Genomic DNA, 15,873 nt, shown 5'->3' on the forward strand with positions numbered 1-15,873 from the left:
TTGCCTCAGAGGATGTAGACGAAGAAGAACAAACCGATCCACACCACATCGACGAAGTGCCAGTACCAGCTCGCGGCCTCGAAGCCGAACTGATGCTCGTTGTCGAAATGCCCGCGCATGACGCGCATCAGCATCACGAACAAAATGATCGTGCCGATGGTGACGTGGGCGCCGTGGAAGCCGGTGAGCATGAAGAACGTCGCGCCGTAGATCCCCGAGCCCAAGGTCAGGCCCAGCTCTTTATAGGCGTGGATGTATTCCTCGGCCTGGAAGCCCAGGAAGGCACAACCCAGCAGCACCGTGATCGCCAGCCAGATTTTCAGCGCGCCGCGATGGCCTTTTTTCAGGGCATGGTGGGCGATGGTCACGGTGACGCTGGAGCTGACCAGCAGAATGGTGTTGAGCAATGGCAAGCCCCAAGGGCTGATCACATCCTTGGGTGGAGGGAAGAGTTTCGGGTCGGGGTTGTTCAGCAACGGCCAGACATATTCGAAGTTTGGCCAAAGCATCTCCGACAAACCCTTGCTGCCTTCGCCGGCCAAACCCGGCGCCGAGATCATGCGCACATAGAACAGCGCGCCGAAGAACGCGACGAAGAACATCACCTCGGAAAAGATGAACCAACTCATCCCCCAGCGGAACGAGCGATCGAGCTGCGCGCTATAGAGCCCGGCGCGGCTTTCCTTGATCACCGCGCCGAACCAGCCGAACAGCATGTAGGCCACCAGCAGGCCGCCGACGAAAAAGATCAGCGGGCCGTGGGAGTCCGGTCGGTCGGCCTTCAGGTCGTTGAACCAGGTCGCCAGGCCATACACCGTGACGAACATCCCGACCGTGGCGATGATCGGCCATTTGCTCTGGGCCGGAACGTAATAGTGTTCGTGAGTTGCCATTTATTGTTCTCCTTATCGGGCACGCTATCGGTCAGTGTTTAGAGCCACCGGTGGATGACGAGCGGTGATATCGAACAGCGTGTAGGACAGCGTCAGGTGCTTCACTTCCTTGGGCATGTCCCGGTCGACGATGAAGCGCATGGGCATTTCGATGCGTTCGCCGGGTTGCAGCACTTGCTGGGTAAAACAAAAACATTCGGTCTTGTGGAAATAGGCCGCCGCGTTGCTCGGCGCGATGCTCGGAACCGCCTGGGCACTCATTGGCCGGTCGGTGGGGTTGTGGACGACGAAGACCATCTCGTTCACCGCCCCGGGCCGGACCACCAGTTCATCGCCCTTGGGATAAAAGTCCCAGGGCATGTCCACCGAGTTGGTCGACAGGAACTGCACACGAACCTGGCGCGACTCATCAACGGTCTGCTCGCCTTCGTATTGCCCGGCGGTCTTGCCGTTGATGCCGAACGCCTTGCACATCACGTCGTAGATCGGCACCAGGGCAAACCCGAAGATGAACATGGCCACCACCACCAGCAGCAGGCGGGTCACCAGTTTCTTCAGCGAGATGGAATCAGCCATGGCTTCCAATCCTCCCCGGGAACCCTGTGGGAGCGAGCTTGCTCGCGATAGCGGTGTGTCTGACACACCGAGTCGCAGCCATCGCGAGCAAGCTCGCTCCCACACAGATCCCCGGCGTCATCTATTTCACTTCCGGCGGCGTAGTAAACGTGTGATACGGCGCCGGCGACGGCACGCTCCACTCCAACCCTTCGGCCCCATCCCACGGCTTGGCCGGTGCCGGCTCGCCGCCGCGGATGGTCTTGATCACGATGAACAGGAAGAAGATCTGCGTGGTGCCGAACATGAAGGCGCCGATGGACGAGACCATGTTGAAGTCGGCGAACTGCAGGTTGTAGTCGGGAATCCGCCGGGGCATGCCCGCCAGGCCGACGAAGTGCATCGGGAAGAACGCCAGGTTCATCCCGACGAACGACAGCCAGAAGTGCAGCTTGCCGAGGGTTTCGTCGTACATGTGGCCGGTCCACTTCGGCAGCCAGTAGTAGGCCGAGGCGAAGATCCCGAAGATCGCGCCGGGCACCAGCACGTAGTGGAAGTGCGCGACCACGAAGTAGGTGTCCTGGTACTGGAAGTCCGCCGGGGCGATGGCCAGCATCAGCCCGGAGAAACCGCCAATGGAAAACAGGATCACGAACGCCACTGCAAACAGCATCGGCGTTTCGAAGGTCAGCGAGCCTTGCCACATGGTGCTGGCCCAGTTGAACACCTTCACCCCGGTGGGCACGGCGATCAGCAGGGTGGCGTACATGAAGAACAGTTCGCCCACCAGCGGAATGCCCACCACGAACATGTGGTGCGCCCAGACGATGAACGACAGGAACGCAATGGCGGCCGTGGCGTAGACCATCGAGGTGTAGCCGAACAACGGCTTGCGCGAGAACGCCGGGATGATCGAGCTGACGGCACCGAAGGCCGGCAGGATCATGATGTACACCTCGGGGTGGCCGAAGAACCAGAACACGTGCTGGAACAGCACCGGGTCGCCACCGCCGGCGGCACTGAAGAAGCTGGTGCCGAAGTGAATGTCCATCAGCATCATCGTCACGCAGCCGGCCAGCACTGGCATCACCGCGATCAGCAGGAATGCTGTGATCAGCCAGGTCCAGACGAACAGCGGCATTTTCATCAGGGTCATGCCGGGGGCGCGCAGATTGAGGATGGTGGCGACCACGTTGATCGCGCCCATGATCGAACTGATGCCCATCAGGTGGATGGCAAAGATGAAGAACGTCACGCTTTCCGGCGCATAGGTGGTGGACAGCGGCGCGTAGAAGGTCCAGCCGAAATTCGGCCCGCCACCCTCCGTGAATAGCGTCGACACCAGCATCAGGAACGCGGCCGGCAACAACCAGAAGCTGAAGTTGTTCATGCGCGGCAGGGCCATGTCTGGCGCGCCGATCATCAACGGGATCATCCAGTTGGCGAGGCCGACGAACGCCGGCATCACCGCGCCGAAGACCATCACCAGGCCGTGCATGGTGGTCATCTGGTTGAAGAACTCCGGCTGCACGATCTGCAGGCCGGGCTGGAACAGCTCGGCGCGGATCACCATGGCGAACGAGCCGCCCAGCAGGAACATGGAGAACGCGAACCACAGGTACAGCGTGCCGATATCCTTGTGGTTGGTGGTCAGTACCCAGCGCATCAGGCCCTTGGCGGGGCCGTGGGCGTGGCCGGCACCGGCATGACCGTGGTCATCGATCACAGCACTCATGTCCTGTCTCCTTCGAACGAGTGGGCTGGACGGCGCGGGGCGCTGAGCCCCGACCGGTTACGGGAACAATCGTCAGGCCGGCTCATTGGCTTTCCGCCTGTTTGAGTTCCAGCACTTCTTTCGGCGTCACCATGTCGCCCTTGTTGTTGCCCCAGGCGTTACGTTCATAGGTCACGACCGCCGCGATATCGACTTCCGACAGCTGCTTGCCGAACGCCGCCATGGACGTGCCGGGTTTGCCGTGGAAGACAATGCTCAGGTGATCCTTGATCGGCCCAGTGGCGATTTTCGAGCCCTTGAGTGCCGGGAACATCGGTGGCAGGCCCTGGCCTTCGGCCTGGTGACAGGCCACGCACGTGGTGTGGTAGACCTTGTCGCCACGCTCGATGAGTTCTTCTCGCGTCCATTCCTTGCTGGTCAATTCTTTAAGTTGCGCGGCTTCGGCCTTGCGTTCGGCCAGCCAAGCTTCGTAGTCGGGTTTGCTCTTGACCTCGACCACGATGGGCATGAAGCCGTGGTCCTTGCCGCACAACTCGGCGCACTGGCCGCGGTACAGGCCGGGCTTGTCGACGCGGGTCCAGGCTTCGTTGACGAACCCGGGAATCGCATCGCGCTTGACCGCGAAGGCCGGCACCCACCAGGAGTGGATCACGTCGGCGGAGGTCACCAGAAAGCGCACCTTGGCATCGACCGGCAGCACCAGCGGCTTGTCGACTTCCAGCAGGTAATGTTCGCCCTTGGCGCTCTGGTTATGGATTTGTTCAGCTGGCGTGGCCAGGTTGCTGAAGAACTCGACGTCCTGGCCCAGGTACTTGTAGTGCCACTTCCATTGATAGCCGGTGACCTGGATATCGATGTCCGACTCGCTGGAGTCGTACATCTTGATCAGGGTCGCGGTGGCAGGCACCGCCATGGCCACCAGGATCAGGAGGGGCACGATGGTCCAGAGGATTTCGACGCGGGTGTTTTCGTGGAAATGGGCCGCATTCTGGCCCGTTGAGCGGCGGTGCATGATCATCGACCAGAACATGGCGCCGAAGACGATGACGCCGATGACTACACAGATCCAGAAAATGGTCATGTGCAGGTCGAAGACTGCGTTGCTGATCTGTGTCGCTCCAGGCGCCATATTCACAGTCCAGGCCGCTTGCGCCTGGCTGAAAATCGACCACAACAGGAGGCCCATCCATACGTGTGGATGTCGCGTCATTGCGGGTTCCCCTTATCGTTCTTGTTATCCCGTAGGCGTAAAGCCTGCGGCAAGGGATCGGCTACTTCAGACTACCAACTTGAACCGCCGCGCCTTGCTGCACATGCAATCGGGTGTCATCAGCTAACTCCATTCCAAACCGAGTATAGACAGCGACTGCAACCTCGCAACGCGATGGCGTAAATCGTTTGAAACAGACGGGGCTTGCACTAGAGCCCGCGAATGGAGAAGGATGCGAACCTGAGTGATGGCAAATCGATATAACTGCGACGCAGCACGGAAGCGACGGTTATGAAAAATAGGTCTTAGGAGTGTTTTTGCGCCAGCTAAGTTATGTCTTCCCTATTTCATTGCCTTTGTAACCCTGGAGTTGTCATGAACACCGCCGCATTGCGCGAGCAGATCGAAAAAGCCCAACAACATGAAGCCGAGACCGGCCAGTTGACCCGTCAGTTGGAAGCCCAGCTCCCGCATCTGCACGCTGCGATCCAGCTGCCGGACATTGACGCCAAGGGCGTCATGACCCGCTTTGTCAGCGCCTACATCGAGCAAGTGCCTGACCTGCTGGACGCCGCCAACGAGGTGGCTCGCGAAGCCGGCATCGAATCGCAGATCAAGCCGGTGCTGAAAATCGCCGAGCAGTTTTTCCTCCAGCCACCCAAGCTGATGGAGGGCCATGTCGGCCTGGATTGCCTGTTGGATGAAGCCTACCTGGCTCACCGGCTGGTGGAGGAGGTCAACGATTTGTATATCAAGCATTTCGGCCAGCCGCTGATCCCGCTGGACATGACGGTCGCCAACCTGATCGCTCATCACTTGATTGGCGAACCGTTTGCCAACCAATTGGATGAGGCCGTGCATCACGCGGTGGATGAAATGCTCGACGAAGACAGCTTTGCGCTGGAGTCGGTGGAGTCTTACCGAGAGAAGCTGGCGAGCCCGGACACGGGCGCGGCGTGGAAGCGCTGGCCGTGCCTGTCGCGCCAGCTGGGCGTGGGACTGGAGCTGGATCAGCCGGCGGCTTGATCCATCAGGACAACTTAAAACCTTTGTGGGAGATTCTATGGTGCAGGGCTACCCCCTAAATGCCTTTCGGTAAGTATTCGCTCTGATTCTTCAGCAGGGCGAATACCACTCGGGCAAGCTTGCGGGCCAGTGCCACTAATGCTTCGGTTGTGCTGAGTCCCCGGGCCCTTAGTGCCTCATAAAAACCCTTCCATGCCGCTGTGCGCCTCGCCGACATCGCGGCGTTGTGCATCAATCGACGGGCCTCTGGGTCACCTCGCTTAGACAGGCAGCGGCGTCCCTTCTTTTTCCCTGAGTCCGATATACGCAGGTCTAGGCCCAGAAAAGCGATGAAGGCATCGGCATTTCTGAAATCCCCACGCTGAAACGACGTGAGCAAACGGGCACCGTTCAACAGGCCAATGCCTTCGACTTTCATGCAGCGCTTGAGCTGAGCGCCCAAGCCAGCGGCTTCCAACTGCGTCTGGATTGTTTTCTCGAGCAAGATCTCCAGTCGTTGCATGGCCTTTATCTGGTTCTCAAAGGCCCTTTTGAGCAACGGTTCGTTGGACCAACTTTGCTTGAGGCTGACACGCGCCTGGACCAAGGCTGCCCGACGCCGGAAGAGGCTTATAAGCCGGCAATACAAGGGCGATGGCGGGGTCCACGGGTGCAACTGGTGGCCTTCGTTGTTCAAGTAGCGAGCCAACAACCGAGCATCCAGCGCATCGGTTTTAGCGCGAACTTTCACACCTTTGCGGTAATGGCTGAGCTCGTAGCCGCCGATCATGTAGATCACACAGCCTTGCGCATAAGCCAGATCGGCGAATTCCTGATGATAGATATTGGTGGCTTCGATGGCGACATCCACTGGCGCGGACAATTCCTTGAGCCACTTCTTGATCGCTGCCTTGGTGTTGGGGATCGCTTCCAGTCGATCTGTTTCTGCGTGATAAATCACCAACTCATCTTTGGCGACATCAACACCCACGATCGGCTTTGCGACAGAAACCGGCATTGCCATTGAAAATCCTCCGGGCTAAGGTTTGAACACTTGAAGGGTTCACCCAGAGGCGCAGGCTTGTTCCTATCGTCGGTCTAGGCCAGATGCATTCTTTATCGGCGCTTGGGTGAAAGGAGGAGGGGTGAAATCTCCCACGGTCTGTACTGCGGCTAACAGTCAGAATCGAGCTTTGTCCCTCCTCCTCCCTTCAAGTCCTACCATACAAGCGAGCTTGCTCGCGATGGCATTGCATCAGCAACATCGCAGTTGACTGACACGCCGCCATCGCGAGCAAGCTCGCTCCCACATTGAATCCGGGTGGTTCAAAAATATGTGTCCAGCAACAGTCCCCTGTGGGAGCGAGCTTGCTCGCGATGGCAATGGACCAGCAACATCACAGTTGGCTGATACACCGCCATCGCGAGTAAGCTCACCCCCACAGGGTTTCTTGGGTGTCAGGCAGACGCTGCACCCACCCCCACGGTCGTCCGCAACCGCCCCTCCAACCTACGCTTGAGCCCACGGGATTCGATCAGCAGCTTCGAACCCTTGCTGGCATTCGCCCGGCTCCATTCTTCCAGCAACTCCAGGCATGAATGGTCGATGTAGCTCAGGTTATTGAGCGGCACATGCACGGTTACGCCCGTGGGCAGCGTGTTCAGCACCTGGGTCAGCGCTGGAACCTTCAGGAAGGTCGCCGCCCCCACCAGGCGCAATTCCATCTCACCCTCCTTGGGCAGATCGATTAGGCTGATTTTCAGTCGCGAGGCTTTCCAGGCCAGTTTCGCCAGGGTCAGACCGAAACCGATCAGCACACCGGTCAGCAGGTCGGTGAAGATGATCGCCAGGGCCGTCGCGGCATAGGTGAACATCGGCATCCGGCCATAACGGCCCAGGCTGCGAAACGCCTTGAGATCCACCAGTTTGAAACCGGTGTAGACCAGCACACCCGCCAGGCTTGCCACCGGAATGCTCTGCAGTACGCTGGACAGCAAGAGCACGAAGAGCAACAACCACAGGCCGTGGAAAATCGTCGACATCCGCGTCGTGGCCCCGGCCTGGACGTTGGCCGAGCTGCGCACGATCACGCCGGTCATCGGCAAGGCGCCGAGCAGGCCGCACAACATGTTGCCGATACCTTGCGCCGACAGCTCGCGGTCGAAGTCCGCACGGTCACCGCTGTGCATGCGGTCCACGGCGGCGGCCGACAGCAGGGTCTCGGCGCTGGCAATGAAGGCCACGGCGAACGCGGCGATCAGCAACGTCGGATCGACCAGGTTCAGCAGGTCCGCCGGGCGCAGCCAATCGATGGCTTCGGCGAGGTTCTCCGGGACTTCCACACGCTTGACCTGCAACGCCAACATCAGGCTGGCAACGGTCGCCAGGCCTACACCAAGCAAGGCGCCGGGAATGAAGCGCAGACTGTGGGGGCGAAACTTTTCCCACAGCCACATCACCGCAATCGTCGTCAAACCGAGCAGGCCGGCCTGCCAGCCGAAGGACGGCAACGCCTGGGCCACTGCCGCAGGGAACGCCGCCAGGTTATCCAACCCGGAAGGCTTGGGTGCCGCGTCGAGCATCACATGGACCTGGGACAGCACGATCAGCACGCCGATACCCGCCAGCATGCCGTAGACCACGGCCGGCGCAGTCACGCGGAACCAGCAACCCAGGCGAAAGCGCCCGGCCAACAACTGCAAAAGACCCGCCAGCAGCAGGATCGGCCCGAGCATCGCCACGCCATGTTGGCGCACCAGTTCGAAGACCAACACTGCCAAGCCTGCGGCCGGGCCACTGACTTGCAGCTTCGAACCGGCCAGGAAACCCACCACCAAACCACCGATGATGCCGGTGATCAAGCCCTTGGCCGGCGGCAGGCCAGAGGCGATCGCGATGCCCATGCACAAAGGCAGGGCCACCAGAAACACAACCACCGAAGCCAATAGCTCCCGTGGCAGAACAGCTTTGAATTGTTGAGCAGCACGCATGGCGACTCTCCCGAAGTTTTCTTCAGGCATGGCGAGGCCCTACCGCGCAAACAGCGGTAAGGCTTGAACCATGCAAGGATGATTAGGAGTGGTTAGAAGCGCGCTTTGGGCGTCGCCACCGGCATCGGATGGCTGCCATCGAGCGGCAGGAAACGACCCTGGTCCGCGTCATAGGCTTTGATCTCGCTGGTCTCGATGTTGTACACCCATCCGTGAATGAACAACTGACCATTGGCCATGCGCGAGGCCACCGAGGGATGCGTTCGCAAATGCTGCAACTGCGCGATCACGTTCTCTTCGGTGAGGATAGGCATGACCTGTTTTTCGTCGCCGCACGGGCAATTGTCATGGACCATGGTCTTGGCCACTTCAGCGTGGCGCAGCCAGGCTTTGACCGTGGGCATTTTTTCCAGCGTGTCGGGGTTGAGCACCGCACGCATGGCGCCGCAATCGGAGTGGCCACAGACAATGATGTGTTGCACACCGAGGGCCAGCACGGCGTATTCGATGGCAGTGGAGACGCCGCCGTTCATCTGCCCGTAAGGCGGAACGACGTTGCCGACGTTACGGGTCACGAACAGGTCGCCGGGGGAGCTATGGGTGATCAACTCGGGCACGATGCGCGAATCGGCGCAGGTGATGAACATCGCGCGGGGCGCCTGGGCGGTGGCGAGTTTCTTGAAGAGCTCTTCCTGTTGCGGAAAGATCTCGTGATGGAAATGCAAAAAGCCGTCAACAATATGCTGCAGCGCTGCATCGGCGGTTTCCGCCTCGGGTTGGGCTGAAGCCGACGCAGCCAACGGCTGTTTATCCTTGTCACTCATGATTCATCCTCTTTTGACGGTATAACGCCAGTGCCTGGTTAAAAAACGTCCAGGTCGGGGGGTTCGACCTGTCAGTCACTCGATGAACAAGGTAGCGGCCGAAACTTAACTCAAACTGAATCGAAGGCTCTAGGACGTATCTTGCAAGGCATAAACAACGTGGTTGAAGCGCGTTAAGCCTCGGCTTCGAAACCCAATTTAAGGTCAACTGTATTTAAATCAAGGACATCTGTCGGCCCGGCGGACAAAAGGCATCGCAATCGAGGTTGTAGCCTTCGCGCCGATCAAGCCCCAGGCGCTTGATCGCCTTGCTGAACCGCTGGGCGAGCAGGTCGGCGAAAGGCCCCTCGCCGCGCATGCGTTTGCCGAACTGGCTGTCGTAGAGCTCGCCGCCGCGGCTCTGGCGAACCAGGCTCAACACATGGGCGGCGCGCTGTGGGTAGTGCGCCTGCAACCATTCTTCGAACAGCGGTGCCACTTCCAGCGGCAGGCGCAACATGATGTAGGCGGCACTCTGCGCGCCAGCGGCGTGAGCCTCGGCCAGCAGGCTCTCGATCTCGCTGTCGTTGATCATCGGGATCATCGGTGAACACAACACCCCCACCGGAATACCGGCCTCGCGCATGACCTTTATCGCCCGTAACCGCGCCTTGGGCGCCGCGGCACGGGGTTCGAGAATACGCTTGAGCTCATCGTCCAAGGTGGTAAGGCTGATCATCACCGCCACCAGTCGCTGCTCTGCCAATTCGCTCAACAAGTCCAGGTCCCGCAGGATCAGCGAGCCCTTGGTCACGATGGTCACCGGATGACGGTAGCGCAGCAGCACCTCGAGGATTCGGCGGGTGATTCGCTGCTCGCGTTCGATGGGCTGGTAAGGGTCAGTGTTGGAGCCCAGGTTGATCGGCGCGCATTGATAGCCGCGCTTGGACAGCTGTTCCTCCAGCACATCGGCGGCGTTGGTCTTGGCGATCAGCTTGGTTTCGAAATCCAGCCCCGGCGACATGTCCCAGTAGGCATGACTGGGCCGCGCATAGCAGTAGATGCAGCCGTGTTCACAGCCCCGGTAGGGGTTGATCGAGCGGTCGAAGGGGATATCCGGCGAGGTATTGCGGGTGATGATGGTCTTCGCCACTTCGAAGCGCACTTCGGTGCCTTGGGTCGGCGGGACTTCCTGATACCAGCCGTCATCCTCGGCCACCGAGCGGCTCGGGGCGAAGCGGTTGTGCGGGTTGGTCGCGGTGCCGCGGCCGCGGGGCGGAAGAGGGGCTGACATGAATGCACTCCGAAAAGCTGTATGCGCATACAGTATTCGTTGCGTTGAATTAAGGCCAGTGCCATTCAGCAGCCCGATGGGGCCCGGCTGAATCCCGGAGCCTCGTTCACAGCGCTTTGACGTTCTCCTCACAGGCTTTTAACCGGGACGAGCCGAAACTGGACGCTTCGAATCCCTCGTTTCCGGTCCGCTCATGCCCACGCTTTCTTTGCGATCATTGCTCTGCCTGACCTTGCTCATCCTGTTTACCGGGTCTGCGGCCCAGGCGGCTGACTTCGCCGAGGCGAGACCGGCCGATTGGGCCCAGCCGGTGGAAAAGCACTACAACCTTTACCAAATGTCACCGACGCTTTACCGCAGCTCCTTGCCGGACGGCGGCGCCTTGCCTTTGCTGGCGAAACTCAAGATCGGCACGGTCATTACCTTTCTGCCGGACTCCGATGCGCGCTGGTTGTCCGCTCCCGGCATCGCGCAAGTGCAGTTGCCGTATCGCACCAATCATGTCGACGACAGCGACATACTCAAGGCCCTGCGCGCGGTCCAGGCTGCCGAAGCCAATGGCCCGGTGCTGATGCACTGCAAGCACGGTTCGGACCGCACCGGGCTGGTGGCGGCCATGTACCGGGTGGTGGTGCAGGGCTGGAGCAAAGAGGACGCGTTGAACGAAATGACGGAGGGCGGCTTCGGCGATAGCTATCACTTCAAGGATGGGGTTCGTTACATGATGCAGGCCGATGTTGAAAAACTTCGCGTTGCATTGGTGAACGGCGATTGCAGCACCAGTGTGTTTGCCCTTTGCTCGCTGAAAAGCTGGGTCAATTCAACCACGACGGCCCATCACCTTGATCCTCAGCTCGCCCTTCCTGAACAATGACCGGTTGTGTGCCCGAGAAGGCGGCGATGGATTCGGACAACGGTCGCGAATCCCCCGGAGCGAATATTGTTTCGCGCAGCGCCCGACCTGTTGCCGGGTTGAACAACCCATCGCGCTTGAACCGCTCGAACACGCTGAGGGCCCATTCCTTCGACCAGGCGTAGGCGTAAATCCTCGCCGCATAGCCGGTCACCATATAGTCCAGGCCATTGGGCCAGCGTTCGTTCGTGTACACGGGCAGGTGCTTGGTGTGCGCATTGACCTGGTCGAACACCTGCTGGACGGTACGCCCGTCGCCGTGGGTCCGGTGCAATTCCATATCGAATAACGCGTTGCGCAACAGCAGGGCGGTTTCCCAACTGGCCTGGGTATTGGCAAAGGTCAGCAACTGATCGGCAACCTTGTCAGGCATTGCCGCACCGGTTTGATAATGCTTCGACACGCGGATCAGGCATGGCTTGGAGAAGCACCATTGTTCGAACAACATGCCGGCAAACTCGGACGTATCGCGGGAGAGATCGCTGATGCCGGACACCTCGCGGTACTCGGCCCGGGTCAGTACATGGTGCAGGCAATGGCCGAACTCATGAAACAGAATGCGCAACTGCAAGTGGTCGAGCACGGCCGGCTGGGCGCCCGAGCCGCGTGGCAGCCAGCCATGCAGAATCGCGATAGGGTACCGGGGCCGGCCCTCGGCGGTGATGGAGCGGTTTCGCAGGGTGGTGGTATTGGGATAGCCGTTGCGGTTCGCATCGTCGAACGGATCGAAATACAGGTAGCCAATGAGCTGCCCCCACTCATGGACTTCAAAGAGACGCACCTCGGGATGCCAGGTAGGAATGTCCTGACGCTCGATGAAATCCACCCCGAACAGCTCTTGGGCGATCAACAGCAACTGTGAAAACGTCGACGCCAGTGGGAACCAGGCGCTGAGTGCATGCCGGGAGGTTCCCGCTGCCTGCTGGCGAAGCTTTTCCGTCAGGTAGGGATAATCCCAAGGCTGGAGTTCGCTGTACCCATGCTGGCTGGCAAAGGCCTTGAGCTGTGCGGCGTCCTTGGCAAAAGCGCTTTGGTGAAGGGTGAGCTGGCTGCGCAAGAACGCCGTGACCTGTTCGGCCGACTCGGCTTGCTCTGGCTCGAGAGCCATCTGAGCGAAATTCCCGTAGCCGAGTAACGTCGCGTACTGGTGCTGATCATCCAGCAATTGTTGGAGAACCTCGCCGTTGTCGAACTGGCCGGCCTGGGGGCCCTGGTCCGATGCGCGTGTGCTGTAGGCCACGTACAGCGCTTGGCGCAAAAGCCGATTGTCGGCGTAGCCCGTGACGATGCCAAACGACTCGTCGTTGAGGGGCAGTCGCCATCCCGTGTGCCCGGCCTTACGCGCCTGGCGGGCCATTTGTTGCTTGAAGGTCGACGGCAGACCGCTCAACTCGCGCTCATCGTCGAAGGTTTTGCTCCAGGCGTTATTGGCCTTGTGCAGGTTCTCCAGAAACAGCTGTTGAGCGCCTTTGATGCGGCGTTTCAAGGCGTCCAGGTCGGCCCGCGAGGGGTGTGCCAGACCGTTCTGGCGAAATTGGCGGAGGATTTTTTCCAGGACGCGTTTGCGCGCCGGTTCGAAATGCTGGGCGATCTGGCTGTCCGCCAGGCGCTGATAAAGTTGGAACAATTGCGGATGTTGTCTTAGCGAACGCTGGAAATCATGCAGCCGCTCGGTACAGTCCAGTGAAGCCTGTGCCCACGCGTCCCCGGTCCTGGCCGAGGCCAGAAGGTCCAGCAGGGCGTCGAAACCTTCCAGCCGCGTGTGGATTTCATCCATGGCCAGCACCAGGTCGTCCCACGTGGGAAACGACGCCTGGGTCTTGAGGATATGGGCGACCTGAGCACGGCTCTCGGCCAGGATCCGGTCGAGGGCCGGTGAGAAATGCCTGGCTTTGATCCGGGCGAAAGGGGGCAGGTCATGGGCCTGCAACAGCGGGTTGTCAGCGTGGGGCATGGAAGCCTTCCTGTCAGTGGACTTGATGGACAAGTCTGGGCAGGAAGGCCGTAATCCCGGCGGTATATATGTATCGATTCCGGGCCGGGCGGCCCGGAAGGTGATGCCGCAGATGTCAGTCGGTTTTTTTCTTCAACTTGGGGTTGGGGAAAAACTGCACCGCCTGGACCTTGGCGTCCGGCGCTTTAAGCGCCGACGTGTTCACGCGGGTGCCCAACTCCTTGGGCACCGACAGGCCTTGCTCGTTGAGGGTGTCGCTATAACCGCAGGCCACGCATTCGCGGTGAGGCACGCCGTCTTCGTTCCACATCATCAACTTGTCCGGCTCACTGCACGCCGGGCAGACCGCCCCGGCGATGAAGCGTCGTTTGGTAATCACAGGCCCCTCACTCATGCTGCCGCGTCCTCGGTCAGGCCGCTGTGGCGCAAGAGTGCGTCAATCGACGGCTCACGGCCACGGAAGTCGACGAACAGCACCATCGGCTCCTGGGAGCCGCCACGGGCCAGGATCGCCTCGCGGAAGGCGCGACCGGTGTCGGCGTTGAGCACGCCGTCCTCTTCGAACTTGGAGAACGCATCGGCCGACAACACTTCCGCCCACTTGTAGCTGTAATAGCCCGCCGCGTAACCACCAGCGAAGATGTGGGCGAAGCTGTTGGGGAAGCGGTTGTAGGCCGGCGGACGCATGACCGATACCTCGTCGCGCACGCCTTCGAGCACTTGCAGCACGCTGCGGCCGTCGCCGTGGGTGGCGTGCAGCTCGAAGTCGAACAGCGAGAACTCCAGTTGACGAACCATCATCAGGCCGGACTGAAAGTTTTTCGCCGCGAGCATTTTTTCCAGCAGGTCCTGGGGCAACGGTTCGCCGGTTTCGTAGTGACCGGAAATCAGCGCCAGGCCTTCGGGCTCCCAGCACCAGTTCTCCATGAACTGGCTCGGCAGTTCCACGGCATCCCAGGCCACGCCGTTGATGCCGGACACGCCGGCATGTTCGACGCGGGTCAGCAAGTGGTGCAGGCCATGGCCGAACTCGTGGAACAGGGTGGTGACTTCGTCGTGGGTCAGCAGCGCCGGCTTGCCGCTGTCGGCCGGGGTGAAGTTGCACACCAGGTTTGCGACGGGGCTTTGCAGCACACCCTCGAAGGTGCGCCGACGGTCGCGGGCGCCGTCCATCCAGGCCCCGCCACGCTTGTTGGCGCGGGCATAGAGGTCGAAGAAGAAACGACCGACGTGCTGGCCGTTCTCCTTGATTTCGAACAGGCGCACGTCCGGATGCCAGGTGTCGAAGCCTTTGAGCTCGGCAATCTCGATGCCGTAGAGGCGTTGCACGATGGCAAACAGGCCGCCCAGCACTTTGTCGATCGGGAAGTACGCACGCAGGGCTTCCTGGGCGACGCTGTAACGCTGCTGGCGCAGTTTTTCACCATAGAAGCCGCTGTCCCAGCTTTGCAGGTCGGGGCAGCCCTGTTCGGCGGCGAAGGCCTTGAGCTGTTCCAGGTCCAGGGCCGCGAACGGCTTGCTGCGCTTGGCCAGGTCGCGCAGGAAACTGAGGACCTGATCGCTGGACTCGGCCATCTTGGTCGCCAGGCTCAACTCGGCGAAGTTGGCGAAACCCAGCAACTGAGCCAGTTCCTGACGCAGGTCGAGGATCTGCTCCATGACCGGGGTGTTATCGTTCTGGCCGGCATTCGGGCCTTGGTCCGACGCGCGGGTGCAGTACGCGGCATAGACTTCTTCACGCAGGGCGCGGTCTTCGGCGTAGGTCATCACTGCGAAGTAGCTGGGGAACTCCAGGTTGATCAGCCAGCCGTCCAGTTCCTTGGCTTGGGCGGCTGCGGCCATTTGCGCCTTGGCCGAGTCGGTCAGGCCGGCGAGGGTGGCTTCTTCAGTGACGTGTTTGGTCCAGGCCTGGGTGGCGTCGAGCAATTGGTTGGAGAAGCGGCTGCCCAGCTCGGACAGTTTGCTTTGCACTTCGGCGTAGCGCTTCTGCTGCTCCGGCGGCAGGTCGATACCCGACAGGCGGAAGTCACGCAGGGAATGTTCGAGGATGGTTTTCTGCGCCACATCGAAACCGGCGGCTTCAGGGCTGTTCGCCAGGGCTTCGAAGGCCTGGAACAACTCGCGGTTCTGGCCCAGCTCGGTGGAGTAGGCACTCAACGCTGGCAGGCAGGCCTCGTAGGCCTCGCGCAGTTCCGGGCTGTTACGCACGGCGTTCAGGTGGCTCACTGGGCTCCAGGCAGCGCCCAGGCGATCATTGAGTTCGTCCATCGCCAACACCAGGCCGGCCCAGGTAGGCTGGCTGCCCTGGGTCTTGAGGATTTCAGCGATGGCGGCACGGTTGTCAGCCAGGATCTGCTCGATGGCCGGTTGCACGTGCTCGGCACGGATCGCCGAGAACGGCGGCAGGTCATAGGGTTGCAAAAGAGGGTTGTTCACGCTCACGGTTGACACCTTGGCTGGAAGAAACATGGACCCATCTTAATTACAATCGACGCTCACCGCAGCTAGCAGCACCTATCA

Annotated in this window: 13 protein-coding genes; 2 read left to right on the forward strand and 11 right to left on the reverse strand. The window is 60.5% G+C overall.

Annotated elements, in window-relative coordinates; translation table 11 throughout:
- Positions 1 to 5: 5 nt before the first annotated feature.
- The 4 genes from QNH97_RS00140 to coxB all read right to left on the reverse strand — a co-directional run bounded on the left by QNH97_RS00140 (position 6) and on the right by coxB (position 4,393).
- A complete protein-coding gene (locus QNH97_RS00140) occupies positions 6 to 893 on the reverse strand; it encodes a cytochrome c oxidase subunit 3 (protein ID WP_283555052.1) in 888 nt (295 codons plus the stop codon).
- 24 nt (positions 894 to 917) lie between these two features.
- Positions 918 to 1,469 carry a cytochrome c oxidase assembly protein gene (locus tag QNH97_RS00145; RefSeq protein ID WP_283555053.1) on the reverse strand — a complete coding sequence of 184 codons (552 nt, stop codon included), beginning with the start codon at positions 1,467 to 1,469 and terminating at the stop codon, positions 918 to 920.
- A gap of 121 nt (positions 1,470 to 1,590) precedes the next feature.
- Entirely contained in the window at positions 1,591 to 3,183 is a 1,593-nt protein-coding gene (ctaD, locus tag QNH97_RS00150; RefSeq protein ID WP_283555054.1) for a cytochrome c oxidase subunit I, read from the reverse strand.
- An 82-nt stretch (positions 3,184 to 3,265) separates the two neighbouring features.
- Positions 3,266 to 4,393: a cytochrome c oxidase subunit II gene (gene coxB / locus QNH97_RS00155; RefSeq protein ID WP_283555055.1), complete on the reverse strand. Its 1,128-nt coding sequence runs from the start codon at positions 4,391 to 4,393 to the stop codon at positions 3,266 to 3,268.
- 375 nt (positions 4,394 to 4,768) lie between these two features.
- On the opposite strand from coxB, the gene QNH97_RS00160 reads away from it, so the two are divergent.
- The gene (locus tag QNH97_RS00160; protein ID WP_283555056.1) at positions 4,769 to 5,419 is read left to right on the forward strand and encodes a hypothetical protein; all 651 of its coding nucleotides are present in this window, start codon (positions 4,769 to 4,771) and stop codon (positions 5,417 to 5,419) included.
- A gap of 55 nt (positions 5,420 to 5,474) precedes the next feature.
- Here QNH97_RS00160 and QNH97_RS00165 read toward each other — a convergent pair whose 3' ends face one another.
- The 4 genes from QNH97_RS00165 to QNH97_RS00180 form a co-directional block, all read right to left on the reverse strand.
- A complete protein-coding gene (locus QNH97_RS00165) occupies positions 5,475 to 6,422 on the reverse strand; it encodes an IS110 family RNA-guided transposase (protein WP_283553080.1) in 948 nt (315 codons plus the stop codon).
- Between the two features lie 434 nt (positions 6,423 to 6,856).
- On the reverse strand, positions 6,857 to 8,389 hold the full coding sequence (locus QNH97_RS00170) for a SulP family inorganic anion transporter (protein ID WP_283555057.1): 1,533 nt from the start codon (positions 8,387 to 8,389) through the stop codon (positions 6,857 to 6,859).
- A 92-nt stretch (positions 8,390 to 8,481) separates the two neighbouring features.
- A complete protein-coding gene (locus QNH97_RS00175; RefSeq protein WP_283555058.1) occupies positions 8,482 to 9,213 on the reverse strand; it encodes a carbonic anhydrase in 732 nt (243 codons plus the stop codon).
- Positions 9,214 to 9,427: 214 nt separating this feature from the next.
- Positions 9,428 to 10,486: a PA0069 family radical SAM protein gene (locus tag QNH97_RS00180; RefSeq protein WP_283555059.1), complete on the reverse strand. Its 1,059-nt coding sequence runs from the start codon at positions 10,484 to 10,486 to the stop codon at positions 9,428 to 9,430.
- A 193-nt stretch (positions 10,487 to 10,679) separates the two neighbouring features.
- Between QNH97_RS00180 and QNH97_RS00185 the strand changes: the two genes are divergently transcribed.
- The gene (locus QNH97_RS00185; protein ID WP_283555060.1) at positions 10,680 to 11,360 is read left to right on the forward strand and encodes a phosphatase domain-containing protein; all 681 of its coding nucleotides are present in this window, start codon (positions 10,680 to 10,682) and stop codon (positions 11,358 to 11,360) included.
- Here QNH97_RS00185 and QNH97_RS00190 read toward each other — a convergent pair.
- The 3 genes from QNH97_RS00190 to prlC all read right to left on the reverse strand — a co-directional run bounded on the left by QNH97_RS00190 (position 11,302) and on the right by prlC (position 15,795).
- Positions 11,302 to 13,353: a M3 family metallopeptidase gene (locus QNH97_RS00190; protein WP_283555061.1), complete on the reverse strand. Its 2,052-nt coding sequence runs from the start codon at positions 13,351 to 13,353 to the stop codon at positions 11,302 to 11,304. The two genes, QNH97_RS00185 and QNH97_RS00190, sit on opposite strands and share 59 nt — an antisense overlap.
- Before the next feature lie 115 nt (positions 13,354 to 13,468).
- A complete protein-coding gene (locus QNH97_RS00195; protein ID WP_018600854.1) occupies positions 13,469 to 13,747 on the reverse strand; it encodes a YheV family putative zinc ribbon protein in 279 nt (92 codons plus the stop codon).
- Positions 13,744 to 15,795: an oligopeptidase A gene (gene prlC, locus QNH97_RS00200; RefSeq protein WP_283555062.1), complete on the reverse strand. Its 2,052-nt coding sequence runs from the start codon at positions 15,793 to 15,795 to the stop codon at positions 13,744 to 13,746. Before prlC ends, QNH97_RS00195 begins: the two co-directional genes overlap by 4 nt.
- Between the last annotated feature and the right edge of the window lie 78 nt (positions 15,796 to 15,873).

The sequence above is a fragment of the Pseudomonas sp. G2-4 genome (assembly GCF_030064125.1).
In the GTDB taxonomy this organism is placed as follows: domain Bacteria; phylum Pseudomonadota; class Gammaproteobacteria; order Pseudomonadales; family Pseudomonadaceae; genus Aquipseudomonas.

Coding starts and splice junctions, on each gene's coding strand:
- QNH97_RS00190 (WP_283555061.1), bottom strand. CDS start 13,353: ATGCCCCACGCTGACAACCCGCTGTTGCAGGCCCATGACCTGCCCCCT.
- QNH97_RS00140 (WP_283555052.1), bottom strand. CDS start 893: ATGGCAACTCACGAACACTATTACGTTCCGGCCCAGAGCAAATGGCCG.
- QNH97_RS00180 (WP_283555059.1), bottom strand. CDS start 10,486: ATGTCAGCCCCTCTTCCGCCCCGCGGCCGCGGCACCGCGACCAACCCG.
- QNH97_RS00175 (WP_283555058.1), bottom strand. CDS start 9,213: ATGAGTGACAAGGATAAACAGCCGTTGGCTGCGTCGGCTTCAGCCCAA.
- QNH97_RS00160 (WP_283555056.1), top strand. CDS start 4,769: ATGAACACCGCCGCATTGCGCGAGCAGATCGAAAAAGCCCAACAACAT.
- QNH97_RS00165 (WP_283553080.1), bottom strand. CDS start 6,422: ATGGCAATGCCGGTTTCTGTCGCAAAGCCGATCGTGGGTGTTGATGTC.
- QNH97_RS00170 (WP_283555057.1), bottom strand. CDS start 8,389: ATGCGTGCTGCTCAACAATTCAAAGCTGTTCTGCCACGGGAGCTATTG.
- coxB (WP_283555055.1), bottom strand. CDS start 4,393: ATGACGCGACATCCACACGTATGGATGGGCCTCCTGTTGTGGTCGATT.
- QNH97_RS00145 (WP_283555053.1), bottom strand. CDS start 1,469: ATGGCTGATTCCATCTCGCTGAAGAAACTGGTGACCCGCCTGCTGCTG.
- QNH97_RS00195 (WP_018600854.1), bottom strand. CDS start 13,747: ATGAGTGAGGGGCCTGTGATTACCAAACGACGCTTCATCGCCGGGGCG.
- QNH97_RS00185 (WP_283555060.1), top strand. CDS start 10,680: ATGCCCACGCTTTCTTTGCGATCATTGCTCTGCCTGACCTTGCTCATC.
- ctaD (WP_283555054.1), bottom strand. CDS start 3,183: ATGAGTGCTGTGATCGATGACCACGGTCATGCCGGTGCCGGCCACGCC.